Below are 23,469 nucleotides of genomic sequence, written 5' to 3' on the forward strand. Positions count from 1 at the left end.
AATACGCGGCCCATTTCCGGGTCGATCTTCCGCGCTTGTCGGTTCCGAGATGCCCGGATGCATCGCCAAGTCATACCCCCATGGGGAGAGGCTTGGCCCGACACGGGAGGAAGCGATGCAGACCCTTTCTGATTCCATGCCGCTCTGGCGCGGTGTGGACCGGGGGCGCAAGCGCTGTCTGCAAACGCCATGACGATTCCGCCATTCGACGATTGTCCGCCGCAAGCCCCCAACGTCACGTCCTATGACGAGCGCCATTTCGTCACGTATCTGCGCCTGCTCGAAGCCGCCAAGGAACGGGCGGATTGGCGTGAGGTTGCACTGATCCTGTTCGGACTCGATCCGACGACGGAGCCCGACCGTGCCAGGACCGTGCATGACAGCCATCTCGCACGTGCGCGCTGGATGACCAGAGCGGGATATCGCGACTTGCTCGGGCAACGACCGCAATAGCCTTCGCAAAGCCTGATGGTCGCGCATTTTCGGGCATAGCCCCAACCAGCTTTGGTGACTTCAAAAGTCCCGCCGGCATCGCACCTTGTCCGTCTTCGGCACTGGAGATGCCGCAAGGGGAGGCTGTCCATGCAATCTGTCACTGACTGGCGCTCGCCGCAAACCGACGACGATTTCGCCGACCTCGATCTTGCGGGATTCGCGCAGGAATTTCTACGCCGCAATCCCGACTACTGCCGCGAATATCACGCTTTGGCGCGCGGTCGGCCGATCACCGCGCTCGGGGCGGATCACGCCATGCTCGCACTCGCGCGGCGATGGGGGTTGTCCTTTCCCATGCGAGCCCGATCTTCCCGCCGACGATGCGCCGGCCCTCTGGTCGCCGGCTCTCAGCGTCTCCACGGTTCGCCTCGACGCCGCTCCCATTGACGCGCCGGACGCGCTTCCGCTCGATCCTTCCGGCATTGGGTCGCTGCTTGCCGACCGAATACTGCCCGATGGCCGCCATCTCGTGATCGCGGACCAGCGCGGCGTCCACCGTCTATGGCTCACCGATCCCGATCCCACGTGCCCGGTCGCGATCGTGACCGCGACGGGCGCAGGGTTGCTCAGCAGGGCGGAGGCGGGCTTGCGTCTCGCGCGCCGCATCGCCGGACGAGCCGCAGGTCCATTGCCGTCAGGCCTCATGCCAACGGCGTTGCAGCGCCGCCGCTATGCTCGCTATCTTCGCCTGCTCGATGCCAACGCCGATGCGGCGACCCGGCGCGAGATGGCCCGTATCCTTTATCCGCATATGCGCAGCTTTACCGCCCGCCAATGGAGCGGTGCGACCGAACGGCGCACGACCCAGCGTGCGTTTGACAAGGCCCGCGCCCTGGTGGCGGGCGGCTATCGCGCCTTGCTGGGCGGCGCGTGACGCGGTGCGGGGACACATGCGGACCCCCTTATCCTGACCGCTCCCCTCATCGATCGTTCTTCGCCACGCTTGGCCCCGACTTGCCGCCTCCTTCTTCCGTCGCCCGCGGCCTGCCGGAGCTACCCAATGACCGATTCCGCCAATTCCCATTCCCCACGCTACCTGAAAACACCGGCCGCCGCGGCGCATCTCGGCCTCGCGCCCACCACATTGGAGAAGCATCGCTGCTACGGCACCGGCCCCGTCTTCAGGAAACTTGGCGGGCGCATCGTCTACGCCCTTGCGGATCTCGATGCCTGGGCAGAAAAAGCCACCCGCCGCTCGACCTCGGACCCGGGCAGTGCGCCGGTCTATCCGGCCAAGAAGCGCTTTGCCCGGCTTGCCGAACAAGCGCGCCGGGAGGGGCGCTGAGCAATGTCCGGCTCGCGTTCCAGCCTGCCGCAAGACCGGAACGAGCGCGCGCAGCTCGACCTGTTCCACGCGATCCCGGGCGAACTGGCGCCGCGCGATGCACAAGACCTCATGGCCTGGCCGTTCTTCAGCCTCGCCAAGAGCAGGCGCACTGCCCCAATCGACTTCCGTATGGGCGAGACCTGGATAGTGGTCGAGGCCACCGCCGAACATGGCATGGCGACGATCTGGGACGCCGATGTCCTCATCTGGGCGGCCAGTCAGATCGTCGAGGCGCGCGACGCGGGACGGCCGACCTCGCGGCTCATGGCCGCGACCCCGCATGAGATCCTGACCTTCACCGGCCGCAGCACCGGGCGCGATCATTACGATCGGCTGAAGGCCGCGCTCGACCGGCTTCAGTCCACCACCATCGCCACTTCGATCCGCCAGCAGCATCAGCGCCGACGCCATCGCTTCTCCTGGATCAATGAATGGCAGGAGCGGCTCGACGGTGATGGCCGCCCGCTCGGGGTCGAACTGATTCTGCCGGACTGGTTCTATGCCGGTGTCATCGACCAGGCGCTCGTGCTGACCATCGACCGTAGCTATTTCCGACTGACCGGAGGGCTCGAACGCTGGCTCTACCGCATCGTGCGCAAACATGGCGGCCGCCAGCGTGGGGGCTGGAGCTTCGATCTCGAGCATCTTCACCTCAAATCCGGCGTGCTTTCGCCGCTAAAGCGTTTCGCCTTCGAGCTGCGCCGGATCGTCCGCCGTCAACCGCTTCCCGGCTACCGGCTGACGCTCGAGTTCGCCCTCGGCCGCGAACGGCTGAGCTTCGCGCCTATCCCGATCGACCCGTTCGAGGCGGCCATGCGCCGCGTCGGCCTGCCTGTGGATAAGTCATGATGGGACTCGGCCTATCAGGGACCGAGGGGGTCGGCCGATCGGGAACCGGATGTTCGGCCTATCGGGAACCGCAAGCCGGCGCGACTCGCCATGCTGTAACGAGTCGCGGCGCGCCTAACTTACCTAACCAGGAATCCTTCGGATTCCTTCTAACGTGCCGCGCTGCGCTCGGGGCTGTGGACAAGCAGCCGTGATCGTCGCGCTCCTCAACCAGAAGGGCGGCACCGGGAAGACCACTCTCGCGCTCCACCTCGCTGGCGAATGGGCGCGCCGTGGTTCGCGCGTGACGCTGATCGATGCCGACCCGCAAGGCAGTGCGCTCGACTGGGCCGAGCGGCGCAACCAGGATGGCGGCCAACGTCTGTTCGCGGTGCTGGGTCTTTCCCGGGAAACGCTCCATCAGGAAGCGCCCGAACTGGCACGGGACGGCGACATTCTGGTGATCGACGGTCCGCCGCGTGTCGCAGGGCTCATGCGTTCAGCGCTACTTGCCGCGGACCTAGCGTTGATTCCGGTTCAGCCGTCCCCGCTCGACGGTTGGGCATCAGCGGAAATGCTCGCGTTGCTTGCAGAGGCGCGCAGCTTCCGGCCTCAACTTGCGGCGGGCTTCATTCTCAATCGCTGCGGCGCGGGCACAATTCTCGCCCGCGAAACGGCCCGCGCGCTTACCGAACACGATCCACCGCTGATTGCCCCGCCGATCGGCCAGCGGATCGTCTTCGCTCAGGCCATGCAGGGCGGCCGCCTCGCCCACGAGCTCGATCCCGACAGCCAGGCCGCGAGAGAGATTGCGGCGCTGGCCGATGCGATCGGGAGGCTGGCACCATGACCGGCAACAGGTCCAGACACTTCGCCGCGCGTCCAGGCGATGAAGATCGCTGGATCAGGGCGGGCGGACCAGCTGTCCCCGGCCAGTCCGTCACCGCGTTCACGGCGCGTCTCACGATAGATGTCACGCCCGACATGCGCCGGCGTCTCAAGCTCGCAGCCATCACCCGCGGCAGCTCGGTCGCCGAGATGCTGCGCGCCCTGCTCGAGCGTGAATTTCCGGACGATGAAGGAGAGATGCGATGAGCCGCGATGGTCCGTCCGCCGTGCCGGCCGGGATGCTGCCGACCGCGCTTGCCGATCCCGGCATGGTGCAGGTTCAGCTGACCTGGCTCGAGCAGCGCGTCGAGCACTGGATACGCTTCGGCCGCGAAGCGGGCGGGCATATCATCGACCGCCGCCGACGCGTGGTGCGCTTCCGTCCCGGCACGATCTTCGCTTTCGTGCGCTGGTCGGCGAACGACTATGGCACGATAGTCTCGCGCATCGATATCGTGCGCGTCGTTGCCCCCGGCCAGGCTTATTCGACGTTGCCCTTCGTCCGCCCCGGCGGCGACATCCTGCTGCGGATCGCGGGCTGGCCGAAGGTCGTCCAGGTTCTCGAAGCGATCGATGCGGTGGAAGTGCTCGACCTCGATCCGGGCGATGCGGCGCCCGACCATTGGCGCCATGTCCATAACCGCATCGCCGCCGGCCAGTGCCCTCGCGCCTATACGCTCGAGCGCCATCGCGCCTGGCTCAAGCGCCGGGAGCTGCTGTCATGACGCGGCTGTTATATGCGCGCGCGACCGGTGCCGCCCTCGGCCTGTTCGCCGGATTGTTCACCCTTGTCGCCGTGCTCGATCCTGCCCCACGCGTCATCTGGAACGCTAGCGCCAGCGCGCCGATCGGTCTCTATCGCGTGCTGAAGCTCGATCGGCTGCGGCGCGGCGAACTCGTTGTGGTCACACCGCCCGAACGGCTCGCCACCTTCCTCGCCGCGCGCGGCTATCTTCCCCAAGGCGTGCCGCTGCTGAAACATATCGTCGCGCTTCCCGGCCAGCTTGTGTGCCGGACTAAAGCGCGCGTCACTGTTGACGGACGGCTCGTTGCGATCGCTCGGGAACGTGACAGTCTCGGACGTCCTTTGCCCTTCTGGCAGGGCTGCCGCCGCCTCACCGATGGCGAGCTGTTTCTCGCCAATCCCGATGTGCCCGACAGCCTGGACGGCCGCTATTTCGGACCGCTTCCGGCCAGCAGCGTGATCGGCCGCGCCGTGCCGCTGTGGACCGATCCACCCGCACACACCGCTTCACCACCCCAGCCACAGGAGAGCTGACATGAACATTGGAACCTTCACCCGCACGAACGACGGCTATACCGGCGAGGTCCGTGCCTTCGGACTACATGAACCCGTCGTCATGCTCGTTCCACTGGATGCCGGCGATGCAGAGAATGCGCCCGATTATCGCATTCGCCTGGGCAGCGAGGATGGGCCGGACACAGGCTTCGCCTGGAAGGAGGTCGGCGAAAAGGCCGGCGACTATGTCTCGCTGAAGATCTTCGGCCCGCTGTTTTCGGGCGGGTTCATCCGCGCCAATCTCTTCCGCGCCGACGATGCGGGACGGAGCTTCGTGCTGTCGCTGAACGCGCCGCAGAAGCGCGACGAGCGGAATTGATCCCATGCATCCGGCCCGTCCATCGCGTGTCCGCCATGCCGTGATGCTGGCATTGCTCGCGGCTGCGGGCGGGCCGGCCGCGGCGCAGTCCGAAGGTGGCTTACCCCAGGTGGCAGCCGCCCCGTACACGGTTGCGCTCGCCGATGATGTCGCCGAAGCGTCGCACCGCTTCGGTGTCCCCGAGCCATGGATCTGGGCCGTTATGCAGGTCGAGAGCAATGGCGACGCGCGCGCGGTCTCCTCCGCCGGGGCGATGGGCCTGATGCAGATCATGCCCGGCACATGGGCGACCCTGCGCGGCCGCTACCGGCTCGGCACCGATCCGTTCGACCGGCGGGACAACATCCTTGCCGGTACGGCCTATCTGCGAGAGATGCACGACCGCTTCGGCGCGCCGGGCTTCCTGGCAGCCTATAATGCCGGTCCTGGCCGCTATGCGGAATATCTTTCACGCGGACGGCCCTTGCCCGCTGAAACACGGCGCTATCTCGCGCGTCTTGCGCCAGTGGTCGGCAGGTCGCTGGGGCGGCATCCCGCAGCCGCGCCGCTGCGGGATCGCAACAGCTGGACGCACGCGGCGCTGTTCCCCGCGCGATCGGACAACCAGAGGGCGGACGATGGGCCGACCGACAAGGCACGCCATCCCGCGCAGCCGGCGCCGCATGGCGACCGCCCGTCCAGGCCGCGCGAAAGCCTCTTCGTTGCCTTGAGCGGGGAGCCGCCGCGATGAACGGCATGCACCACACTCGCAGTCCAGAAGGGTCCGCACCGCATTTTCGCCTGCATTTTCGGCGCACGCATATGGGTGCGCAATTGCACGGCGTCAGCGTGTGGGGAGAGGGTAATCTCTGCTCAGTCTTACCCAGCTTCCGGCATGGATCGGGCCGCGTCAATGACGACAGGGTCCCACCATTTTCTCCGGCGGGCAGGCGTCGGTGCATCAGCCTCCAACGCAGTGCTGCGCCGAAAAAAATCGTTACCCCTATCGCCGCTGGCGCGGTCGCAGGCGTGCCGCCTGCGATCATTGACCCGGCCCGCTCCATACCGGGCACCCCCATCGTCTTTCTCAATTCAGGAGGCGATGATGACGATCGAACAACATATCGAGGAACTGCGGGCGGAGCTGCAGGCCAACGACGATCCGGCGGAGCGCAAGCAGATCGCGGCGGAACTGGCGGCGGCATTGCGGCAGCACGAAGAACGCGACGGCAGGCTGATAGCGGCCTGACAATCGGCAAGGCGAACAGCGGAAGGAGCGTCGATGCGGCGCTGCTTCCGCTGCCGTTCCGGTGTTCGCTGCGGGGTGCCGGAGGAGGTGCCCAGGCCGGCATTGCGGATCGATCATCATTCGCGGCGAAAAGCAGGAAGGGCGCCGAAAAGTATCACAGCGGGCGACGGCGAGATAAAAGGGGCGACGGCGCTTGCCCCTCATGTGGTTGGTTTTATGTGACTTTTTGCGCCGTCACCCCAGGGGGCGTGCCGTCGTTTCCCTCGAATTATCCAGCAATATCAATAGTCGAGGCGCCGTCGCTCGCCGTTTTTCGCCGTGAGACCCGGTGATGAGCGACACCCAGGACGAGTTTCGGATTCGGCCGGGAAGGGGGCGGGACAGAGGCGCGCCGAGCGGCCGCAAGGCGCAAAAGCTGGTCGCCCAAGTCAAGCGCCGGGCGATGAAAGCCGGCCAGCTTCCTCGCCGCCGCGGACCGGGCAGGCGCCACGGCACCGGCACGCACGGACGGGGACGGCGCGCAGCGCTGTTGACCCGGCGTCCGTCCCATGCCCGGCGCGTCGTCATCAAGGCGCGGGTCGTGCGCCACAAGGGCGCGCGCTTCCGCGCCGCACCGCTCGCCCGGCACATCACCTATCTCGAGCGCGAAGGCGTCACCAAGGATGGGCGCGAGCCCGCGATGTTCGATGCCCGCTCGGACGAAGCCGACCGCGATGCTTTCGCCCAGCGCTGCGAGGACGACCGGCATCATTTCCGCTTCATCGTCAGCCCCGAGGACGCGGCCGCAATGGACGATCTGCGCGCCTTCACCCGCGAGTTGATGCAGGACATGGAGCGCGACCTCGACACCACGCTCGACTGGGTGGGCATCGACCATTGGAACACCGACAATCCCCACATCCATGTGCTCGTTCGCGGGGTTGCCGAGAATGGCGAGGATCTCGTCATCGACCGCGACTATATCCGTGCCGGGATGCGCGAGCGCGCAGAGGTTCGCGCGACGCTCGAACTGGGATCACGCAGCGAGCAGGAGATCGACGCCCAGCTCGTCCGCGAGGTCGATGCCGAACGCTGGACCAATCTCGACCGGCGCCTGCAGAAGCTCGCCGAAGTCGAGCTCGGCCTGGTCGATCTGCGTCCCGATCCGTCCGACGCCGATCCCGCGCTGCGCCAGACGCTGGTCGGCCGGGCGATGAAGCTCGAGCGGCTCGGCCTTGCAAGCGAGATCGCGCCCGGCCAGTGGCACATCAAGTCCGAGATGGAAACGACGCTGCGCGACCTCTCGATCCGCGGCGACATCATCAAGACGATGCACCGGGCGATGACGCGCGATGGCCGCGCGCCCGACACCAGCGGGTTTGCCTTGCACGAAGAGAGGTCGGCCGAGCCGGTGCTTGGACGACTCGTCGAACGGGGCCTCCATGACGAACTCGCGGGCACCGCCTATGCGGTGATCGACGGCGCCGACGGGCGCGTCCATCATCTGCGCTTCGACGATATCGACATGACCGGCGATGCCAAGCCCGGCGCGGTGGTTGAGCTGCGGTCCTGGGAGGACGCGAAGGGCCGGACGCGCCTTTCGCTCGCGACGCGCTCGGACCTGTCGATCGCCGATCAGGTGACGGCGCGCGGGGCGACCTGGCTCGACCGCCAGCTCGTCGCGCGCGAACCCGCCGCGACCGCCGGTGGCTTCGGCGATGAGATCCGCGATGCCATGGATGCGCGGGTTGACTATCTCGCCGGCGAAGGGCTGGCGCGGCGGCAGGGGCAGCGCTGGGTCTTTGCGCGCAACCTCCTCAATACTTTGCGCCAGCGCGAGCTGGACGAGGAGACCGCGCACATCGCCGAGCGGACCGGGCTTGCCCATCAGCCTTCTGCACAAGGCGAGCATGTCACCGGCCTCTATCGCGAGCGCGTGACGCTTTCCTCGGGCCGCTTCGCGATGATTGAGGGTCTGGGGCCGGATGGCGAGATGGGCTTTCAGCTCGTGCCCTGGCGCCCGGCAATCGACCGACATCTCGGCCAGCAGATCGCCGGAACAATGACGCCCGGCGGCAGCGTCGATTGGAGCTTCGGCCGCCAGAAGGGGCTCGGCCTTTGATCACCAACCTGCCCACACCAACCCGCAAGGAATGAGACCATGTCCGCCACCAAGATTCTCTGGGGCCAGATCGCCGCCGTACTCTCGGTCGTGCTGCTCGGCATCTGGTTTGCGACCCAATGGACCGCGGCCGCGCTTGGCTATCAGCCCCAGCTCGGTGAGCCCTGGTTCATGCTCGGCGATTATCCCGTCTATCCGCCGCCGGCGCTGTTCTGGTGGTGGTTCTTCTTCGAGGCCTATGCTCCCGATATTTTCGCCACTGGCGGCATGATCGCGGCCTCTGGCGGGTTTGCCGGGATCGCGGTCGCTATCGCCATGTCGGTCTGGCGCGCGCGTGAATTGAAGAATGCCCAAACGTTCGGTTCGGCGCGCTGGGCCGATGAAAGCGAGATCCGCGCCGCAGGCCTGCTCGGTCCAGACGGCGTGGTGCTTGGCGAGTTCGCGAAAAACTATTTGCGGCATGATGGTCCCGAGCATGTGCTGTGCTTTGCGCCGACGCGCTCAGGCAAGGGTGTCGGGCTGGTCGTGCCCTCATTGCTCACCTGGCCGGGAAGCTGCGTCGTCCATGACATCAAGGGTGAGAACTGGACATTGACGGCAGGCTTCCGCGCGGGCTTCGGCCGCGTGCTGCTGTTCGACCCGACCAACGCGGATTCAGCGCCCTATAATCCGCTGCTCGAGGTCCGGCGCGGCGAGTGGGAAGTGCGCGATGTTCAGAATATCGCCGACGTGCTGGTCGATCCGGAAGGCAGTCTCGAACGGCGCAACCATTGGGAAAAGACCAGCCACGCGCTGCTGGTGGGCGCGATCCTGCATGTCCTTTATGCCGAACCTGACAAGACGCTGGCCGGTGTCGCCAATTTCCTGTCCGACCCGCGCCGCTCGATCGAGGCAACACTGGCGGCGATGATGGCGACGCCGCATCTCGGCGACCGCGGGGTCCATCCGGTCGTCGCGAGCGCCGCGCGCGAACTGCTCAACAAGAGCGAGAATGAGCGCTCGGGCGTCCTGTCTACGGCGATGAGCTTTCTCGGCCTCTATCGCGATCCGGTTGTTGCGGCGGTTACCGGCAGAAGCACGTGGCGCATTACCGATCTTGTCGACGCGCCGTGGCCCGTCACTCTGTATCTGGTCATCCCGCCGTCCGACATCAGCCGCACCAAACCGCTCATCCGGCTGATCCTCAACCAGATCGGCCGCCGCCTGACCGAAACGCTGGATCCATCGGCCAATCGGCATCGCGTGCTGCTGATGCTCGACGAGTTTCCGGCGCTCGGGCGGCTCGACTTCTTCGAATCTTCGCTCGCTTTCATGGCCGGCTATGGCGTGCGGAGCTTCCTCATCGCTCAATCGCTCAACCAGATCGAAAAGGCCTATGGGCTTAACAATTCAATCCTCGACAATTGCCATGTGCGGGTGAGTTTCGCCACCAATGACGAACGCACGGCGAAGCGGGTGAGCGATGCACTCGGCACGGCCACTGAAATGCGCGCGATGAAGAATTATGCGGGCCACCGATTGAGCCCATGGCTCGGCCATTTGATGGTCAGCCGCCAGGAAACGGCCCGTCAGCTCTTGACGCCGGGCGAGATCATGCAGCTGCCTAGGGCGGACGAGATCGTCATGGTCGCCGGCGTGCAGCCGATCCGGGCGAAGAAGGCGCGCTACTTCAAGGATCGGCGTTTGCGCGAGCGTGTGCTGGCGCCGCCCGACCCAAAGACATTGGTCGAGCCGGGCGACACGCCGGACGACTGGACAGGCCTTGAACCGGTTGCGGCGGGAAAGCCTGGGCGCGGGCCAGGCGGCGAAGGAAAGAATGTCCCGACCAAGGCTACTGCGACCGACCCGGCCAATAGTGGCATCAGGCGCGAACCGGAATTGCCTGAACATGAGGATATCGAGCCATGCTCGGGCGTGCCGCAAGGCGAATTCGACTTTCCCGACGAGGACGGCGGGGCCGAGGATGCCGAACGCAATCGGCGTCTCGCCGACCGCATGCGCTACGTCGCACGTCAGGCCTCGCTCGATCCCATGGATGGAATAGACCTATGACCGCCAAACGCATCAAGCATACGATCCGCCTGCCGCCCGACCTGTCGGCCCAGCTCGCCGAGTTTTCGATCCGTAAGCGCGTGCCCCAGGCGCATATCGTCGAGGCCGCGCTCGCCTCCTTCTTTTCCCCCGACGGGTCCGACCGAATCGAGGCGGCTGTCAGTCGCCGGCTCGATCGCCTCAGCCGCCAGGCCGACCGGCTTGAATATCATATCGAAGTGTCCAACGAGGCGCTGGCGCTGTTCATTCGCTTCTGGCTGACCAGTACGCCGCCGCTGCCCGATACGGCACAGGCTGCTGCCAGGGCGACGGGCAAGGACCGCTATGAAGGGTTTCTTGACGCGCTGAGCCGCCGCATGGAACTGGGGCCGAAACTGTCCGGCGAATTGTCGAAGGACATTGGCCCGGGCGTCGGGTAGTTTGATCTTGATTGTTGGTAACATATACGTTACTTGAGTGGTGGATGCGGTGATCGTTGAGGAATATGTCCGCGAGGACGGAACGTGCCCGTTCCGCTCCTGGTTCGAGGCGTTGGACGCGCAAGCGGCTGCGAAAGTCGCCACCGCTATGCTGCGGCTCGAGCTGGGAAACACGTCGAACGTCAAATGGATTGGTGGTGGCCTCGGCGAATGTCGCATCGACTGGGGACCGGGCTACCGGCTCTATCTGGCGCGCGATGGGGATGAGCTCATCATCCTGTTCGTGGGCGGAACCAAACGGCGGCAACAGGCCGATATCGACCGGGCCGCCCGGCTGTTGAGCGAATACAAGACCCGTAAGGCCGCGGCGAAGAAGACAAAGAGGTGACAAACATGGTGCTGACGCGCGATTTCAAGGAGACGGTGAAGGAGCGCGCCGTGCGCGATCCGGCGTTCGCCAAGGCCATGCTCGATGAGGCCGCGACCGCGTTCCTCAACGGTGAGCCACACGTTGCGCGCCTGATCCTGCGCGACCTCGTCAATGCTTCGGTCGGATTTGAAACGCTTGCGGAGGAAACCAACCGTCCCAGCAAGAGCCTTCATCGGATGCTGTCCGAGAAGGGCAATCCGAGCATGGACAATCTCGCCGCCATCTTCAGCGCAGTGCGCAAGCGTCTCGGCGTTGCGATCGAGGCGCACGCGGTCGAAGCGGCATGACCCCCGGATGACCGCGCAAGATTGAGGAAGCCAATGGCAGAAGCGATCGAAATGTTCCGAGACCTCAATCTGCGCGGCCCGGTCGCTCGCCGGCCGGCGCTGCGCGAGGCGCTCATTGGCGCTGCCGTCGATCCCTGGCGCTTCGACCAGCAACGGTCGGACGAGGTGGCGCGCAACGCCGTCACCTCCGAGGATGTGCTGCTGTTCCGCCGGGCACCGGGCGACGACTATCCCGGGGCCGGCTTGACCCTGTGGGGCAGGGAGGACGGCTACTATGTCCCCAACATCGTTCCGCTCGAATCCGGCAATCTCACCTATGCGCAATATAACGCTATCCTTTCGGATTTTATCGCGCGGATCGTCGAACCGATTGCTCCCGCACTGGGCTTCGCGATCGACGCGAGTGCATCGCATCAGACGCTCGACGATTGGGTGTCTGCCGATACCGCGATTAGGCTGCGGCGCTTTTCCGGGGCCGCCAATAAGTCGACCGGCGCCAGCCATCCGATGGACCAGCAGCGCTGGTTCGACTTCATCATCGCTGTTCACCGAAACAAGGACCAGCTCGGTACCGACCAGTTGGCGCGCTGGCTCAACGAGGCCGAGCATTGGCACGAAGACACCGCCCATGATCTCGCCGGCAATTTCGAAACCGCCCTCGCACTGCTAGCGCGCTACGACGAGACTTGAGCCGATGGACCCGAAGGCCATCGCCTCGGCCGGCGTCCCGGTCCTGTGCATCGACACTTGCTCCCTGCTCGACATCATGCGTGACCCCACGCGGGAGTCCGCCAGGGTCCATGATCGGCAGGCCGCTGTCGACCTTGTGGCCTCGGCCGAAGCGGGCCAATTCATCTGCCTCATGGCCGAGCAGGTCGCGATCGAGTTTGCCGAGCATGACCAGCGCGTCCAGGAGGAAGCCGACAGCAACCTGCGCAAAGTCCGCGAGCAGATCAAGCGGATCAACCTCCTGTCCGCTGTCTACGGCGCTCCCGGAACTACAGACCTGTCTCATCTCGACGACCATGTCGCGCGGGCACGCACCATCGTCGGGCGCTGGCTTGCCAGACTCGAAACAGTCGTTCCCGGTTCAGGCGCACCGGCCCGAGCTTTCGCTCGCGTCAATGCGGGCAGAGCACCGGCCCAGCGCGGCAAGGACTCGACCAAGGATTGTCTCGTCTACGAGACCTACCTGGAAGCTGTCGGTCACTTGCGGGATGCAGGACTTGCCGAGCCTATCGTGTTCCTTTCCTCGAATACGCGGGAATATGTCACAGAAGGGAGCATCCTCAAGCCCGACATTGTCGCCGACTTTGAGGCGCTCGGCGTCGACTATGCCCCCAATATGAGCGCAGCGAAGCAGCTCCTCGCCCTATAGCTCGTGTAGCGGTCAGGCAATCCGACTCAAAACTCTGGGCTGGGGAATGCGGCCAGGGCGGCCACCGATAACCTGGCCGCAGCCAGTCTTTCCTTCCCGCGCTTTGACCATTTTAATTTCCTGTTGAAACCGGCGATTTTCTGGCTCTCTTAATCGTCCCCACGCGCCCGGACAGTCCGTCCGGGTGCGACCAGGGGACCGCTTGTGGCCGTTGTTCATCCGATCCGTTCCGAAGCCTCGCAGCGCGGCGCGCGGATGCTGCGCACGGCGCTGGGGACCGCGATCGCCGAATGGCTCGAAGACCCGCAGATCATCGAAGTCATGCTCAATCCCGATGGCCGGCTCTGGGTCGATCGCCTCGGCGCGGGATTGTCGGACACCGGCACCTGTATGAGCGAGACCGATGGCGAACGTATCGTCCGCCTCGTCGCGCACCATGTCGGGGTCGAGGTTCACGCGCATGCCCCGCGCGTCTCGGCCGAGCTGCCCGGAACGGGGGAGCGCTTCGAGGGTCTGCTCCCACCAGTCGTCGCGGCCCCGGCCTTCGCGATCCGCAAGCCCGCGGTCGCCGTCTTCACACTCGACAATTATGTCACGTCCGGGATCATGGCCGCGACCGACGCGCAGATATTGCGCGAGGCCATCGCGGCACGATCGAACATCCTCGTCGCGGGCGGCACCGGCACCGGCAAGACCACGCTCACCAATGCCCTGCTGGCCGAGATCGCGACCGGCAACGATCGCATCGTGCTGATCGAGGACACGCGCGAGCTGCAGTGCAATTCTCCCAATCTCGTCGCCATGCGGACCAAGGATGGCGTGGCGACTTTATCGGATCTCGTGCGCTCCTCGCTGCGCTTGCGCCCCGACCGCATTCCGATCGGCGAGGTGCGCGGCGCAGAAGCGCTCGATCTGCTCAAGGCCTGGGGCACCGGGCATCCGGGCGGCGTCGGGACGATCCATGCAGGAACCGCGCTCGGCGCGCTGCGCCGGCTCGAGCAACTGATCCAGGAGGCCGTGGTGACGGTCCCGCGCGCTGCTGTCGCGGAAACGATCGATCTCATCGCCGTCCTGGTCCGTGACGGCCACGGCCGCCGGCTGTCCGAACTCGCCCGCGTCGAAGGCCTCGATGAGCGCGGCGAATACCGGCTTTCCGCCACCATCCACCATCTGCCCGGAGACCAACCATGATCCAGAAATTATGTCTGCACCGCGCCATCCCGCTCGGCCGCCTGTCGCCGCTCGCCCTGGCGGCGGCGCTCATGGCCTATGCGACCCCCGCTTATGCCGGGGGCTCGTCAATGCCCTGGGAGGCCCCGCTGCAGAGCATCCTCGATTCGATCGAAGGCCCGGTTGCCAAGATCATCGCCGTCATCATCATCGTGATCACCGGCCTCACGCTGGCCTTCGGCGATACCGGCGGCGGGTTTCGGCGGCTTATCCAGATCGTCTTCGGGATCTCGATCGCCTTTGCCGCATCGAGCTTCTTTCTGTCGTTCTTCTCGTTCGGCGGCGGGGCGCTGATCTGAAATGGAGACTACGGACACCCCTGATTCGCCCGTTCCCGGCTATTTCGCGCCGGTCCACCGCGCGCTCACCGAGACCATCCTGCTCGGCGGGGCGCCGCGATCGGTGGCGATTGCCAATGGCACGCTCGCCGGGGCGATCGGGCTTGGCCTGCAACTCTGGCTGGTGGGCATCGCCATCTGGGCGATCGGCCATGCGCTTGCCGTCTGGGCGGCGCGCCATGACGCGCAATTCGTGGACGTCGGCCGGCGCCATCTGCGCTACCCGGCCTTCCTGCGGGCGTGAGGGCAGCGCGATGATGTCCCTCAAGGAATATCGCGGGCACCCGGCCAGCCTCTCCGATTTCCTGCCTTGGGCGGCGCTGGTGGAGACCGGCGTGGTGCTCAACAAGGATGGCAGCTTTCAGCGTAGCGCCCGCTTCCGTGGTCCCGATCTCGACAGCGCCACGCCCGCCGAGCTTGTCGCCACCACCGCGCGGCTCAACAACGCGCTGCGGCGGCTTGGATCGGGCTGGGCGATCTTTGTCGAGGCGCAGCGTCTTCCGGCGCAGGATTATCCGCAATGCGATTTTCCCGATCCCGTCTCCGCGCTGGTCGATCTCGAACGGCGTGAGCAGTTCCGCGCCGAAGGCGCGCATTTCGAGAGCCGTTATTATCTGACGCTGCTATGGCTGCCCCCAGCTGAGGAAACGGCGCGCGTTCAAGGCTGGCTGTTCGAAGGCCGGTCGAGCCATGATGTCGATCCCTGGGAATTGCTCAAGGGGTTTGTCGATCGTTCAGAGCGGCTGCTTCAGCTTATCGAGGGATTCGTTCCCGAGGCAGTGTGGCTCGATGACGCCGAAACGCTGACCTATCTCCATTCCACCATCTCGACCAGGCGCCAGCGCGTCCGCGTTCCCGAAACACCGATGCATCTCGATGCGCTGCTGGCCGACGAGCCGCTGACCGGCGGGCTCGAGCCGAAACTGGGCGAGCAGCATTTGCGCACACTCACCGTGACCGGCTTTCCGAGCGTGACCTTTCCCGGCCTGCTCGATGAACTCAACCAGCTGGCCTTTCCCTATCGCTGGTCGACGCGCGCGATCATGCTCGACAAGACCGACGCCACCAAGCTCCTGACCCGCATCCGCCGCCAATGGTTCGCCAAGCGCAAGAGCGTCGCGGCAATCATCAAGGAGGTGATGACCAACGAGGCATCGGTGCTGCTCGACAGCGATGCGTCGAACAAGGCGAGCGATGCCGACATGGCGCTGCAGGAGCTGGGCGCTGACATGATCGGCCAGGCCTATGTGACCGCGACGGTGACGGTCTGGGACGAGGACGCCGGCATCGCCGCGGAGAAGCTGCGCCTCGTCGAAAAGGTGATCCAGGGCCGCGACTTCACCTGCACGCCCGAGGGTATGAACGCGATCGAGGCCTGGCTCGGAAGCCTGCCCGGCCATGTCTATGCCAATGTCCGCCAGCCCCCCATTTCCACCTTCAACCTCGCCCACCTGATCCCCCTGTCAGCGGTCTGGGCGGGGCCGGAACGGGATGAACACTTCGGGTCGCCCCCCTTGCTGTATGGCAAGACCGAAGGTTCGACCCCGTTCCGGTTTTCCCTTCATGCCGACAGCGATGTCGGCCACATGATCGTGGTCGGGCCGACCGGCGCCGGCAAGAGCGTGTTGCTGGCGCTGATGGCGATGCAGTTTCGGCGTTATGCGAAGGCACAGATTTTTGCCTTCGATTTCGGCGGCTCGATCCGCGCTGCCGCGATCGCTTGCGGCGGTGACTGGCAGGACTTGGGCGGTAGCCTGCATGACGGCGATGCCGATGGCGTCTCGCTACAACCACTCGCCGCTATCCATAACGCCGTCGAGCGCAGCTGGGCCGCCGGATGGCTTGCCGCGATCCTCGCGGGCGAAGGCATCGTGGTCGATCCCCAGGCCAAGGAACATCTGTGGACCGCGCTCGTCTCGCTCGCTTCGGCGCCGGTTTCCGAACGGACTATGACCGGCCTTGCCGTGCTGCTCCAGTCTCAGGCACTCAAACAGGCGCTCGGCCCCTATTGCGTTGGCGGTGCGTTCGGGGCGTTGCTTGATGCCGAGACCGAGCGGCTCGGCAGCGCGTCGTTCCAGGCCTTCGAGACCGAGGGGCTGACCGACAGCGGCGCAGCGCCGGCCGTGCTCTCCTATCTTTTCCACCGGATCGAGGGGCGGCTCGACGGCTCGCCGACGCTGATCATCATCGATGAGGGCTGGCTGGTCCTCGACAGCCCGGCCTTCGCCCAGCAACTCCGGGAATGGCTCAAGACGCTACGCAAGAAAAATGCATCCGTCATCTTTGCCACCCAGAGCCTGGCCGATATCGAGACCAGCGCGATCGCGCCTGCCATCATCGAAAGTTGCCCGACCCGCATCTTTCTGCCCAACGACCGTGCGGTCGAACCGCAGATCGCGGCCATCTATCGGCGCTTCGGACTCAACGACCGCCAGATCGACATCCTGAGCCGGGCGACCCCGCGTCGCGACTATTATTGCCAATCGCGCCAGGGCAATCGCCTGTTCGAACTCGGCCTCGGCGAAGTGGCGCTGGCCTTTGCCGCTGCGTCCTCCAAGTCCGACCAGCTGCGCATTGCCGAGCTGGTCGAAGCCCATGGCCTGGCCGGCTTCGCCCCGGCCTGGCTGCGCTACCGCGGCCTCGATTGGGCTGCCGAGCTGCTCCCCGCGTCCCAGTCCAATCCTGAGCCTCAATCCCAGAAGGAGAATGTGCCATGACCCGTTTCCCTGTCCGAGGCCTCGCGGTTGCAGGCGCCCTGGCGATCGCCGTTGCCACCACCGTTGCCGCCCCGCCGGCAACCGCGCAGTTTGGCGGGATCGTCTATGATCCGACCAATTATGCGCAAAATGTGCTGACCGCTGCGCGCTCGCTCGAGCAGATCAATAACCAGATCCAGCAGATTCAAAATCAGGCGACCTCGCTACTCAATGAGGCGCGCAATCTCACCAGCCTGCCCTTCTCGCAGCTCGAGGCTTTGCAGACACAGGTACAACAGACCCAGCGATTGCTGGGAGAGGCCCAGCGCATCGCCTATGACGTGACCCAGATCGATCAGGCCTTCACCGGCCGATACACCGCTGGTTCGATGTCGGTTCCCCAACAGCAGCTCGTCGACAATGCTCGCGAGCGCTGGGAAACGAGTGTCGGCGCCTTCCAGGACTCGCTACGTGTGCAGGCCGGTGTGGTCGGTAATATCGATGGCACTCGCACCAGTATGGATCGGCTGGTCAGCGCGAGCCAATCGGCCGAGGGCGCCCTGCAAGCGGCGCAGGCCGGCAACCAGCTGCTCGCGCTGCAATCGCAACAGCTGGCCGATCTGACGGCCTTGCTCGCGGCGCAGAGCCGTGCGCAGGCGCTCGATTCAGCACGCAGCGCCGCGTCGCAGGCGCAGGCGCGCGAACAGCTACGCCGCTTCCTGACGCCCGGCACCGGCTATCAGCCGCATCCGGCGCGCATGTTCCACGACTGAGACGGCACATGGATACCAAGCTCTTCGCACGGGTGGCGGCTATCGCCCTTACGGCGGTGGCGATCACGTTGGGCCTTCTCCAGATGCGCGAGCCGCCGCCACCTGGCCCGGCGACGATCGCCGAGCATGTCCCACCGGTCGATCCACTACGCGCCGAGATGCGTCGCTGCCAGGCGATCGGCGTGGAAGCTGCGAGTGACAGGGACTGTTTGCGTGCCTGGGCGGAGAATCGCCGCCGTTTCCTCGGGTCAGACATGCAGTCGTCGGAGCTGCCCGATTCCGCGGAGGTGGTGGAGACGGGGACGCCTAGCCGGGCGAGCAAGACGAGCCCGGACGACAGGTCCCGTGACGTCGATCCGCTCGGCGTGGGGCACGAGATTACGGCCAGGAAGCCCGACTGAGATGGGCGGCACTGGCGTCATCGACCGATTTCTGGAGGTCTTCACTTCCTATATCGATTCCGGATTCGGCCTGCTGGGCGGCGAAGTCGCCTTCATCGCCTCGGCGCTAGTGGTCATCGACGTCACGCTCGCTGCCCTGTTCTGGGCTTGGGGCACTGACGACGACATCATCGCCCGGCTCGTCAAGAAGACGCTGTTCGTCGGCATCTTCGCCTATATCATCGGCAATTGGAACATGCTCGCACGGGTCGTGTTCGAGAGCTTTGCTGGGCTCGGGCTGATGGCCTCGGGCACCGGCTTTTCTACTGCGGAGCTGCTTCAGCCGGGCCGTGTCGCACAGGTTGGGCTCGATGCCGGGCAACCAATCCTCGATTCTATCTCCGACCTTCTGGGCTGGGTCTCCTTCTTCGAGAATTTCATCCAGATCGCGGTGCTGCTGATCGCCTGGTTGTTCGTCATCCTCGCCTTCTTCATTCTGAGCATCCAGCTCTTCATCACGCTCATCGAGTTCAAGCTGGTGACGCTGTGCGGCTTCGTGCTCATCCCCTTCGGACTGTTCGGAAAGACTGCCTTCATGGCCGAGCGTGTCCTCGGCCATGTCATTTCCTCAGGCGTCAAGGTGCTGGTTCTCGCCGTCATCGTTGGGATCGGCTCAACTCTGTTCGGCGAGTTCACCTCGGCGATCTCAGGCGAACCGACGATCGAGGATGCAATGGTGATCGTTCTCGCCGCACTCGCTTTGCTCGGCCTCGGGATATTCGGTCCCGGCATCGCCACCGGCATCGTCTCAGGTGGGCCCCAGCTCGGCGCTGGCGCCGCGGCGGGAACCGCGCTTGCTGCTGGCGGCGTGCTTGCGGGCGGCGCTGCCGGCGCCCGCCTTGCCGCCGGGGCGGGTGCAAGTGCCTTGGGCTCTGGTGCGCGCGGCGGCGCTTTTGCCGCAGGTGGTGCGTCGGGCGCCTATGCGCTGGGATCGGCTGGCAAGAGCGGCGGAACGGCTTTGGCGAGCGGGTCGGCAGCGGTTGGTCAGGCGACTGCCAATGCGGCTATCTCGCCGCTGCGCAAGGCCGCCGCATCGCTCAAGGACAGCTTCCGCGCCGGCAATCGCGCCGCTGTATCGGCGACCGGCGGGACGCTCAGCAGCGCAGATGCCGCTGCATCCCTCCCCGTCAGTACCGCGAGCGGTTCTCCTCCTGCCTGGGCAGCCACACTCCGGCGCCGTCAAGCCATGACCCAAGGTGCGACCATGGCCGCGCACACAATGCGCGCAGGCGATGGCGGAGGCGCTGGCGCCTCGGTCGATGTCGGCCAGCGGGATTAACTCGGGAAGGATCAGCCAAATGTTTCGACGCCCCACCATACGCTACGGCAAGACGCCCGAACCCGAGACGCCCTATCAACGCGCGCAGCAGGTCTGGGACGACCGTATCGGATCCGCCAGGGTCCAGGCACGCAGTTGGCGGCTGGCTTGTTTCGGTATGCTGGCGCTTGCCGGTGGACTGGCTGCCGGGTTGGTCTGGCAAGGCGCGCGCGGGACCATCACGCCCTGGGTGGTTGAGGTAGACAAGCTCGGCGAAGCGCGCAGCGTCGAGCCGGCGGATTCTGGCTATAGCCCGTCCGACCCGCAGATCGCTTTCCACCTTGCGCGTTTCATTGAGCAGGTTCGCAGCCTTCCCGCCGATCCCGTTATCGTCCGCCAAAACTGGTTGCGTGCCTATGAATTCGCTACCGATCGCGGCGCACTGGCGCTCAACGAGCATGCGCGTGCGAATGATCCTTTCGCGCAGATTGGTCGGGTTCAGGTCGCGGTTGACGTCTCCAGCGTGATCCGCGCTTCGCCCGACAGCTTCCGCGTCGCATGGACCGAGCGCCGCTATCAGGACACGCAGCTTGCCGCGACGACACGCTGGTCGGCGATCCTTACTGTCGTCGTGCAGCAGCCGCGCACCCCCGACGCCCTGCGCGCCAATCCGCTCGGCATTTTCGTGCATTCCATCAACTGGTCGAAGGAGCTTGGCCAATGACCACGCGCCCATCGCATTTCCGTATCACCGCATGTTCGGTTTTGCTGATATCCGTATCCACGCTCGCGGCCTGCGCTACCCCCTCGCAGCCTGTTCCCCGGATCAGCCTCGATGAGGCACAGCCCGCGCGCCTCGCGCCCCCTGAGCGGCCGCAGAGCGTCGAGGTGGTGGCGATCCCCGAGCCCTTGCCGCTGCCTGGTCAGCTTCGCGCCGTGAATGCCGCGCCCGCCGTCCCCGAGCCGGGCGATCCGCGCGAGCGGGTCGGCACAGCCAATGCGGCCGCGCGCATCGAGCCGGTGCGCGATGGCTTCATCAATGCGATGCAGCTTTATCCTTGGACCGAAGGCGCGCTCTACCAGGTCTATACCGCACCCGGACAAGTGACCGATATCGCGCTCCAGGAAGGCGAGCAGCTTGCCGGCAGCGGGCCGGTTGCGGCCGGCGACACGGCGCGCTGGATCATCGGCGACACGGTGAGCGGCGCGGGCGATACGGCGCGCGTCCATATCCTCATCAAGCCGACGCGCGCGGATCTGACAACCAATCTCGTCATCAACACCGATCGGCGGACTTATCATCTCGAACTGCGCGCAACACCCGCGACCTATATGGCCTCGGTCTCATGGCGCTATCCGCACGATGAACTGCTGGCCTTGCGCGCCCGCAACCAGGCCGCGGCCGCGGCCGCGCCCATCGCCGGGGACGTCGACATCGCCGCGTTGAACTTTCGCTATGCGATTGACGGCGATGATCCGCCCTGGCGTCCGCTGCGCGCCTTCGACGACGGCGCCAAAGTCTATATCGAATTTCCGCGCCAGATCGGGCGCGGCGACATGCCGCCTTTGTTTGTGGTCGGCGCTGGCAGTGACGGCGAACTGGTCAATTATCGGGTCAGCGGGCGTCACATGATCGTTGACCGCTTGTTTGCGGCGGCCGAATTGCGCCTTGGCGACAAACGCACCGAGCAGCGGGTGCGGATCACTCGGAGTGACGGCCGGAGGCGGAGATGAGCGAGAGCGATCCTTCAGAAACCGGCAGTGCGGAGGAGTCCCCTAGCCTTACTGCCAAGTCCGAGCCGGCGGCTGTCAGGCAGGATCAGACCGCACGGCTCCGTTTGCGCGGCGATGCGCCGCGCGTCATGCGTCTTTCGCGCAAGGCACTGCTTGTGCTTGGCGGAGGCGGCGCCTTGGTGATCGGCGGTGCCCTCATCTATGCGCTGCAACCGCCCGGCGACAGCGTGGGCCTCGAACTTTTCAATACCGAAGGACGCGCCACTTCCGAGACAATCAATAGCGGTCCGAAAGATTACGGCCAGGTGCCGCAACTCGGAAACCCGCTTCCGGGCGATCTTGGCGACCCGATCCTCGCTGCGCAAGAGCGCGGCGAAGCCGTTCCGGTCCCGCCGATAGGCACACCGCCCTCACCACCTGACCCGCGCGCCCAGGCACGCGAGCGGGCCGCCCAGGAACAGGACGCTGCGCGCATCAGTGGTCTGTTCCTGGGCACACGAGGCATAGGCGACGGAGCTATGCCGGGCGGCGCAAGACTTGCGTTCCCCGATATGTCGGGCGCGCAACCCTCGCGCGAAGCGCAGCGCAGCGAGGATAGAATCCAGAACGGACAGGTTGAGAAGCGCGCCTTTCTTGGCCGGGAGACCGAGCGGCGGATGGTCAGCGGCGAGCGCTTGGTACCGCCCGCCTCGCCGTTTGTGGTCCAGGCCGGGAGCGTTATTCCCGCCGCGCTTATTACCGGCCTTCGTTCGGATCTGCCGGGTCAGGTCACGGCGCAGGTCACCGCGCATGTCTATGACAGCCTGACCGGGCATCACCTCCTAATTCCCCAAGGCGCGCGGCTGATCGGCGAGTATGATAGCCAAATCTCCTTCGGGCAGAATCGGCTGTTGCTCGCCTGGACAAGGCTCATTCTACCCGATGGGCGCTCGCTTGTGCTCGAACGCGAGCCTGGCGCCGATGCGGCAGGGCAGGCGGGATTACAGGATCGCACCGATTATCATTGGAGCATGATGCTCCGCGCGGCGGCCATCTCGACCCTGCTCGGCGTGGGTACCGAACTGGTGAGTGACGATGACGGTGATCTTGTTCGCGCGCTTCAGCGCGGCACGCAGGACACGCTCAACCAGGCCGGCCAGCAGATTATCCGGCGTCAGCTCAATGTGCAGCCGACGCTCACTATTCGCCCTGGCATGCCGGTGCGCGTGATTGTCACACGCGATTTGATACTGGAACCTAGTGGAGGAGCATGATGACCAAACTGAGATTGGGGCCACTGGTTGACGAGAAGCCGGTCAAGCTGACTGTTGAGTTGCCTTCGCCAGTCCATCGCGACCTTGTCGCATATGCTGCAGCCCTCGCCTCAGAAAGCGGCGGTGACGCTGTCAAACCCGAACGATTGATTGCGCCCATGCTCGTTCAATTCATGAAAACCGATCGCGCGTTTCGCCGTCACCGTGCGCATATGAATGCATCCGATGGGGCATAGCTTTCGACATGGCGACGAGGTTCTGTAGTATAGGAAGCTTGTCCGTGTTGCCGAAGAAAAAATGCCACCGAAGCGGCGTCATCTGATATTCGAACTGTCCGATTGCCTGCCGCAAGCTCTATTCCTTCGCTTGCGTGCTGCCTGGCGCATGCTGCAATTGCCGCAGATCTTCTTCATATTGGATCGCAAGCAATCGATGGGCCGATGCCATTACAGGGTTCTGGGCTGCCTTTGCCAATCTGCTTTCTTCATTGGTCCGGCGTTCAAGATCATCCAGAGTGTCACACAGCATATGCCTCTCCTTTCGCAGTGTGTTTGCGGCTTTAGCTAGCATCCGCGCATGACTGAAATCGGACGCACCGAAGGCCCATGCGGTGAAAGATTGTGAGATTGCGGCGGGCTGTGAGGGCCTCATGGATTGTCGTTAGGAAGAACTGCGCAATTCTCCTTTCCCTTTCG

At 65.2% G+C, this 23,469-nt stretch carries 31 protein-coding genes; 30 read left to right on the top strand and 1 reads right to left on the bottom strand.

All coding sequences use genetic code 11. The features are described from left to right. The first annotated feature begins 189 nt into the window (after window positions 1-189). The 30 genes from D6851_RS03725 (at window position 190) to D6851_RS03870 (ending at window position 23,010) form a co-directional block, all read left to right on the top strand. Window positions 190-453: a DNA -binding domain-containing protein gene (locus D6851_RS03725; RefSeq protein ID WP_120323555.1), complete on the top strand. Its 264-nt coding sequence runs from the start codon at window positions 190-192 to the stop codon at window positions 451-453. Window positions 454-582: 129 nt separating this feature from the next. Continuing rightward, window positions 583-882 carry a transcriptional regulator domain-containing protein gene (locus D6851_RS17705; RefSeq protein WP_183029976.1) on the top strand — a complete coding sequence of 100 codons (300 nt, stop codon included), beginning with the start codon at window positions 583-585 and terminating at the stop codon, window positions 880-882. Continuing rightward, window positions 878-1,369 carry a DNA -binding domain-containing protein gene (locus D6851_RS17710; protein ID WP_420797092.1) on the top strand — a complete coding sequence of 164 codons (492 nt, stop codon included), beginning with the start codon at window positions 878-880 and terminating at the stop codon, window positions 1,367-1,369. The genes D6851_RS17705 and D6851_RS17710 overlap by 5 nt, the downstream gene beginning before the upstream one ends. Before the next feature lie 126 nt (window positions 1,370-1,495). After that, window positions 1,496-1,780, top strand: coding sequence for a helix-turn-helix transcriptional regulator (locus D6851_RS03735; protein WP_120323557.1), 285 nt, complete (start codon window positions 1,496-1,498; stop codon window positions 1,778-1,780). Between the two features lie 3 nt (window positions 1,781-1,783). After that, a complete protein-coding gene (locus D6851_RS03740) occupies window positions 1,784-2,671 on the top strand; it encodes a replication initiator protein A (RefSeq protein ID WP_120323558.1) in 888 nt (295 codons plus the stop codon). Window positions 2,672-2,861: 190 nt separating this feature from the next. After that, entirely contained in the window at window positions 2,862-3,500 is a 639-nt protein-coding gene (gene parA / locus D6851_RS03745; RefSeq protein WP_120323559.1) for a ParA family partition ATPase, read from the top strand. Beyond that, window positions 3,497-3,745: a ribbon-helix-helix protein gene (locus D6851_RS03750; protein WP_120323560.1), complete on the top strand. Its 249-nt coding sequence runs from the start codon at window positions 3,497-3,499 to the stop codon at window positions 3,743-3,745. The genes parA and D6851_RS03750 overlap by 4 nt, the downstream gene beginning before the upstream one ends. Further along, window positions 3,742-4,263: a DUF2840 domain-containing protein gene (locus tag D6851_RS03755; RefSeq protein WP_120323561.1), complete on the top strand. Its 522-nt coding sequence runs from the start codon at window positions 3,742-3,744 to the stop codon at window positions 4,261-4,263. Before D6851_RS03750 ends, D6851_RS03755 begins: the two co-directional genes overlap by 4 nt. Then, a complete protein-coding gene (locus D6851_RS03760) occupies window positions 4,260-4,817 on the top strand; it encodes a S26 family signal peptidase (RefSeq protein WP_120323562.1) in 558 nt (185 codons plus the stop codon). Before D6851_RS03755 ends, D6851_RS03760 begins: the two co-directional genes overlap by 4 nt. Before the next feature lies 1 nt (window position 4,818). Beyond that, entirely contained in the window at window positions 4,819-5,157 is a 339-nt protein-coding gene (locus tag D6851_RS03765; protein ID WP_120323563.1) for a DUF736 domain-containing protein, read from the top strand. 4 nt (window positions 5,158-5,161) lie between these two features. Next, a complete protein-coding gene (locus tag D6851_RS03770; RefSeq protein WP_120323564.1) occupies window positions 5,162-5,887 on the top strand; it encodes a lytic transglycosylase domain-containing protein in 726 nt (241 codons plus the stop codon). Between the two features lie 351 nt (window positions 5,888-6,238). Further along, entirely contained in the window at window positions 6,239-6,385 is a 147-nt protein-coding gene (locus D6851_RS17715; protein WP_183030004.1) for a hypothetical protein, read from the top strand. A gap of 331 nt (window positions 6,386-6,716) precedes the next feature. After that, window positions 6,717-8,486: a relaxase/mobilization nuclease domain-containing protein gene (locus D6851_RS03780; RefSeq protein ID WP_120323566.1), complete on the top strand. Its 1,770-nt coding sequence runs from the start codon at window positions 6,717-6,719 to the stop codon at window positions 8,484-8,486. Window positions 8,487-8,525: 39 nt separating this feature from the next. After that, the gene (locus D6851_RS03785) at window positions 8,526-10,538 is read left to right on the top strand and encodes a conjugal transfer protein TraG (RefSeq protein WP_120323567.1); all 2,013 of its coding nucleotides are present in this window, start codon (window positions 8,526-8,528) and stop codon (window positions 10,536-10,538) included. Beyond that, the gene (locus tag D6851_RS03790; protein ID WP_120323568.1) at window positions 10,535-10,957 is read left to right on the top strand and encodes a CopG family transcriptional regulator; all 423 of its coding nucleotides are present in this window, start codon (window positions 10,535-10,537) and stop codon (window positions 10,955-10,957) included. The genes D6851_RS03785 and D6851_RS03790 overlap by 4 nt, the downstream gene beginning before the upstream one ends. Window positions 10,958-10,997: 40 nt before the next feature. Further along, on the top strand, window positions 10,998-11,345 hold the full coding sequence (locus tag D6851_RS03795; protein WP_120323569.1) for a type II toxin-antitoxin system RelE/ParE family toxin: 348 nt from the start codon (window positions 10,998-11,000) through the stop codon (window positions 11,343-11,345). Window positions 11,346-11,350: 5 nt separating this feature from the next. Further along, entirely contained in the window at window positions 11,351-11,674 is a 324-nt protein-coding gene (locus D6851_RS03800) for a helix-turn-helix domain-containing transcriptional regulator (protein WP_120323570.1), read from the top strand. A 33-nt stretch (window positions 11,675-11,707) separates the two neighbouring features. Then, window positions 11,708-12,364, top strand: coding sequence for a hypothetical protein (locus tag D6851_RS03810; RefSeq protein ID WP_147395426.1), 657 nt, complete (start codon window positions 11,708-11,710; stop codon window positions 12,362-12,364). Between the two features lie 4 nt (window positions 12,365-12,368). Beyond that, window positions 12,369-13,052 carry a PIN domain-containing protein gene (locus D6851_RS03815; RefSeq protein ID WP_120323573.1) on the top strand — a complete coding sequence of 228 codons (684 nt, stop codon included), beginning with the start codon at window positions 12,369-12,371 and terminating at the stop codon, window positions 13,050-13,052. A gap of 255 nt (window positions 13,053-13,307) precedes the next feature. After that, on the top strand, window positions 13,308-14,243 hold the full coding sequence (gene trbB / locus D6851_RS03820; RefSeq protein ID WP_120323941.1) for a P-type conjugative transfer ATPase TrbB: 936 nt from the start codon (window positions 13,308-13,310) through the stop codon (window positions 14,241-14,243). Beyond that, on the top strand, window positions 14,240-14,581 hold the full coding sequence (locus D6851_RS03825; RefSeq protein ID WP_120323574.1) for a TrbC/VirB2 family type IV secretion system protein: 342 nt from the start codon (window positions 14,240-14,242) through the stop codon (window positions 14,579-14,581). The genes trbB and D6851_RS03825 overlap by 4 nt, the downstream gene beginning before the upstream one ends. Window position 14,582: 1 nt before the next feature. Further along, window positions 14,583-14,864 (top strand): VirB3 family type IV secretion system protein, encoded by a 282-nt coding sequence (locus D6851_RS03830; RefSeq protein ID WP_120323575.1) that lies wholly within the window; start codon window positions 14,583-14,585, stop codon window positions 14,862-14,864. A 10-nt stretch (window positions 14,865-14,874) separates the two neighbouring features. Next, the gene (trbE, locus tag D6851_RS03835) at window positions 14,875-17,337 is read left to right on the top strand and encodes a conjugal transfer protein TrbE (RefSeq protein WP_120323576.1); all 2,463 of its coding nucleotides are present in this window, start codon (window positions 14,875-14,877) and stop codon (window positions 17,335-17,337) included. Next, complete coding sequence (trbJ, locus tag D6851_RS03840) at window positions 17,334-18,089, top strand: P-type conjugative transfer protein TrbJ (protein WP_120323577.1); 756 nt, start codon at window positions 17,334-17,336, stop codon at window positions 18,087-18,089. Before trbE ends, trbJ begins: the two co-directional genes overlap by 4 nt. Before the next feature lie 8 nt (window positions 18,090-18,097). Further along, window positions 18,098-18,490 carry a putative entry exclusion protein TrbK-alt gene (trbK-alt, locus tag D6851_RS03845; protein ID WP_120323578.1) on the top strand — a complete coding sequence of 131 codons (393 nt, stop codon included), beginning with the start codon at window positions 18,098-18,100 and terminating at the stop codon, window positions 18,488-18,490. A 1-nt stretch (window position 18,491) separates the two neighbouring features. Then, window positions 18,492-19,808 carry a P-type conjugative transfer protein TrbL gene (gene trbL / locus D6851_RS03850; protein ID WP_120323579.1) on the top strand — a complete coding sequence of 439 codons (1,317 nt, stop codon included), beginning with the start codon at window positions 18,492-18,494 and terminating at the stop codon, window positions 19,806-19,808. Between the two features lie 19 nt (window positions 19,809-19,827). Continuing rightward, a complete protein-coding gene (trbF, locus tag D6851_RS03855; protein ID WP_120323580.1) occupies window positions 19,828-20,511 on the top strand; it encodes a conjugal transfer protein TrbF in 684 nt (227 codons plus the stop codon). Further along, on the top strand, window positions 20,508-21,521 hold the full coding sequence (trbG, locus tag D6851_RS03860; protein WP_120323581.1) for a P-type conjugative transfer protein TrbG: 1,014 nt from the start codon (window positions 20,508-20,510) through the stop codon (window positions 21,519-21,521). The genes trbF and trbG overlap by 4 nt, the downstream gene beginning before the upstream one ends. Beyond that, complete coding sequence (locus D6851_RS03865) at window positions 21,518-22,774, top strand: TraB/TrbI/VirB10 family type IV secretion system protein (RefSeq protein ID WP_120323582.1); 1,257 nt, start codon at window positions 21,518-21,520, stop codon at window positions 22,772-22,774. The genes trbG and D6851_RS03865 overlap by 4 nt, the downstream gene beginning before the upstream one ends. Then, a complete protein-coding gene (locus D6851_RS03870) occupies window positions 22,774-23,010 on the top strand; it encodes a DUF2274 domain-containing protein (protein ID WP_120323583.1) in 237 nt (78 codons plus the stop codon). The genes D6851_RS03865 and D6851_RS03870 overlap by 1 nt, the downstream gene beginning before the upstream one ends. Before the next feature lie 118 nt (window positions 23,011-23,128). Here the strand turns inward: D6851_RS03870 and D6851_RS17720 are convergent, their stop codons facing one another. Next, a complete protein-coding gene (locus D6851_RS17720) occupies window positions 23,129-23,302 on the bottom strand; it encodes a hypothetical protein (protein WP_183029978.1) in 174 nt (57 codons plus the stop codon). Between the last annotated feature and the right edge of the window lie 167 nt (window positions 23,303-23,469).

Source organism: Altericroceibacterium spongiae (assembly GCF_003610805.1).
Taxonomy (GTDB): domain Bacteria; phylum Pseudomonadota; class Alphaproteobacteria; order Sphingomonadales; family Sphingomonadaceae; genus Altericroceibacterium; species Altericroceibacterium spongiae.

Coding starts and splice junctions, on each gene's coding strand:
- D6851_RS03755 (WP_120323561.1), top strand. CDS start 3,742: ATGAGCCGCGATGGTCCGTCCGCCGTGCCGGCCGGGATGCTGCCGACC.
- D6851_RS03825 (WP_120323574.1), top strand. CDS start 14,240: ATGATCCAGAAATTATGTCTGCACCGCGCCATCCCGCTCGGCCGCCTG.
- D6851_RS03725 (WP_120323555.1), top strand. CDS start 190: ATGACGATTCCGCCATTCGACGATTGTCCGCCGCAAGCCCCCAACGTC.
- D6851_RS03770 (WP_120323564.1), top strand. CDS start 5,162: ATGCATCCGGCCCGTCCATCGCGTGTCCGCCATGCCGTGATGCTGGCA.
- trbK-alt (WP_120323578.1), top strand. CDS start 18,098: ATGGATACCAAGCTCTTCGCACGGGTGGCGGCTATCGCCCTTACGGCG.
- D6851_RS03790 (WP_120323568.1), top strand. CDS start 10,535: ATGACCGCCAAACGCATCAAGCATACGATCCGCCTGCCGCCCGACCTG.
- D6851_RS03760 (WP_120323562.1), top strand. CDS start 4,260: ATGACGCGGCTGTTATATGCGCGCGCGACCGGTGCCGCCCTCGGCCTG.
- D6851_RS03785 (WP_120323567.1), top strand. CDS start 8,526: ATGTCCGCCACCAAGATTCTCTGGGGCCAGATCGCCGCCGTACTCTCG.
- D6851_RS03750 (WP_120323560.1), top strand. CDS start 3,497: ATGACCGGCAACAGGTCCAGACACTTCGCCGCGCGTCCAGGCGATGAA.
- trbE (WP_120323576.1), top strand. CDS start 14,875: ATGATGTCCCTCAAGGAATATCGCGGGCACCCGGCCAGCCTCTCCGAT.
- D6851_RS17705 (WP_183029976.1), top strand. CDS start 583: ATGCAATCTGTCACTGACTGGCGCTCGCCGCAAACCGACGACGATTTC.
- trbL (WP_120323579.1), top strand. CDS start 18,492: ATGGGCGGCACTGGCGTCATCGACCGATTTCTGGAGGTCTTCACTTCC.
- D6851_RS03815 (WP_120323573.1), top strand. CDS start 12,369: ATGGACCCGAAGGCCATCGCCTCGGCCGGCGTCCCGGTCCTGTGCATC.
- D6851_RS03800 (WP_120323570.1), top strand. CDS start 11,351: ATGGTGCTGACGCGCGATTTCAAGGAGACGGTGAAGGAGCGCGCCGTG.
- D6851_RS03765 (WP_120323563.1), top strand. CDS start 4,819: ATGAACATTGGAACCTTCACCCGCACGAACGACGGCTATACCGGCGAG.
- trbF (WP_120323580.1), top strand. CDS start 19,828: ATGTTTCGACGCCCCACCATACGCTACGGCAAGACGCCCGAACCCGAG.
- trbB (WP_120323941.1), top strand. CDS start 13,308: ATGCTGCGCACGGCGCTGGGGACCGCGATCGCCGAATGGCTCGAAGAC.
- D6851_RS17715 (WP_183030004.1), top strand. CDS start 6,239: ATGATGACGATCGAACAACATATCGAGGAACTGCGGGCGGAGCTGCAG.
- D6851_RS03740 (WP_120323558.1), top strand. CDS start 1,784: ATGTCCGGCTCGCGTTCCAGCCTGCCGCAAGACCGGAACGAGCGCGCG.
- D6851_RS03870 (WP_120323583.1), top strand. CDS start 22,774: ATGACCAAACTGAGATTGGGGCCACTGGTTGACGAGAAGCCGGTCAAG.
- D6851_RS03810 (WP_147395426.1), top strand. CDS start 11,708: ATGGCAGAAGCGATCGAAATGTTCCGAGACCTCAATCTGCGCGGCCCG.
- trbG (WP_120323581.1), top strand. CDS start 20,508: ATGACCACGCGCCCATCGCATTTCCGTATCACCGCATGTTCGGTTTTG.
- trbJ (WP_120323577.1), top strand. CDS start 17,334: ATGACCCGTTTCCCTGTCCGAGGCCTCGCGGTTGCAGGCGCCCTGGCG.
- D6851_RS03865 (WP_120323582.1), top strand. CDS start 21,518: ATGAGCGAGAGCGATCCTTCAGAAACCGGCAGTGCGGAGGAGTCCCCT.
- D6851_RS03780 (WP_120323566.1), top strand. CDS start 6,717: ATGAGCGACACCCAGGACGAGTTTCGGATTCGGCCGGGAAGGGGGCGG.
- D6851_RS03735 (WP_120323557.1), top strand. CDS start 1,496: ATGACCGATTCCGCCAATTCCCATTCCCCACGCTACCTGAAAACACCG.
- D6851_RS17720 (WP_183029978.1), bottom strand. CDS start 23,302: ATGCTGTGTGACACTCTGGATGATCTTGAACGCCGGACCAATGAAGAA.
- D6851_RS03830 (WP_120323575.1), top strand. CDS start 14,583: ATGGAGACTACGGACACCCCTGATTCGCCCGTTCCCGGCTATTTCGCG.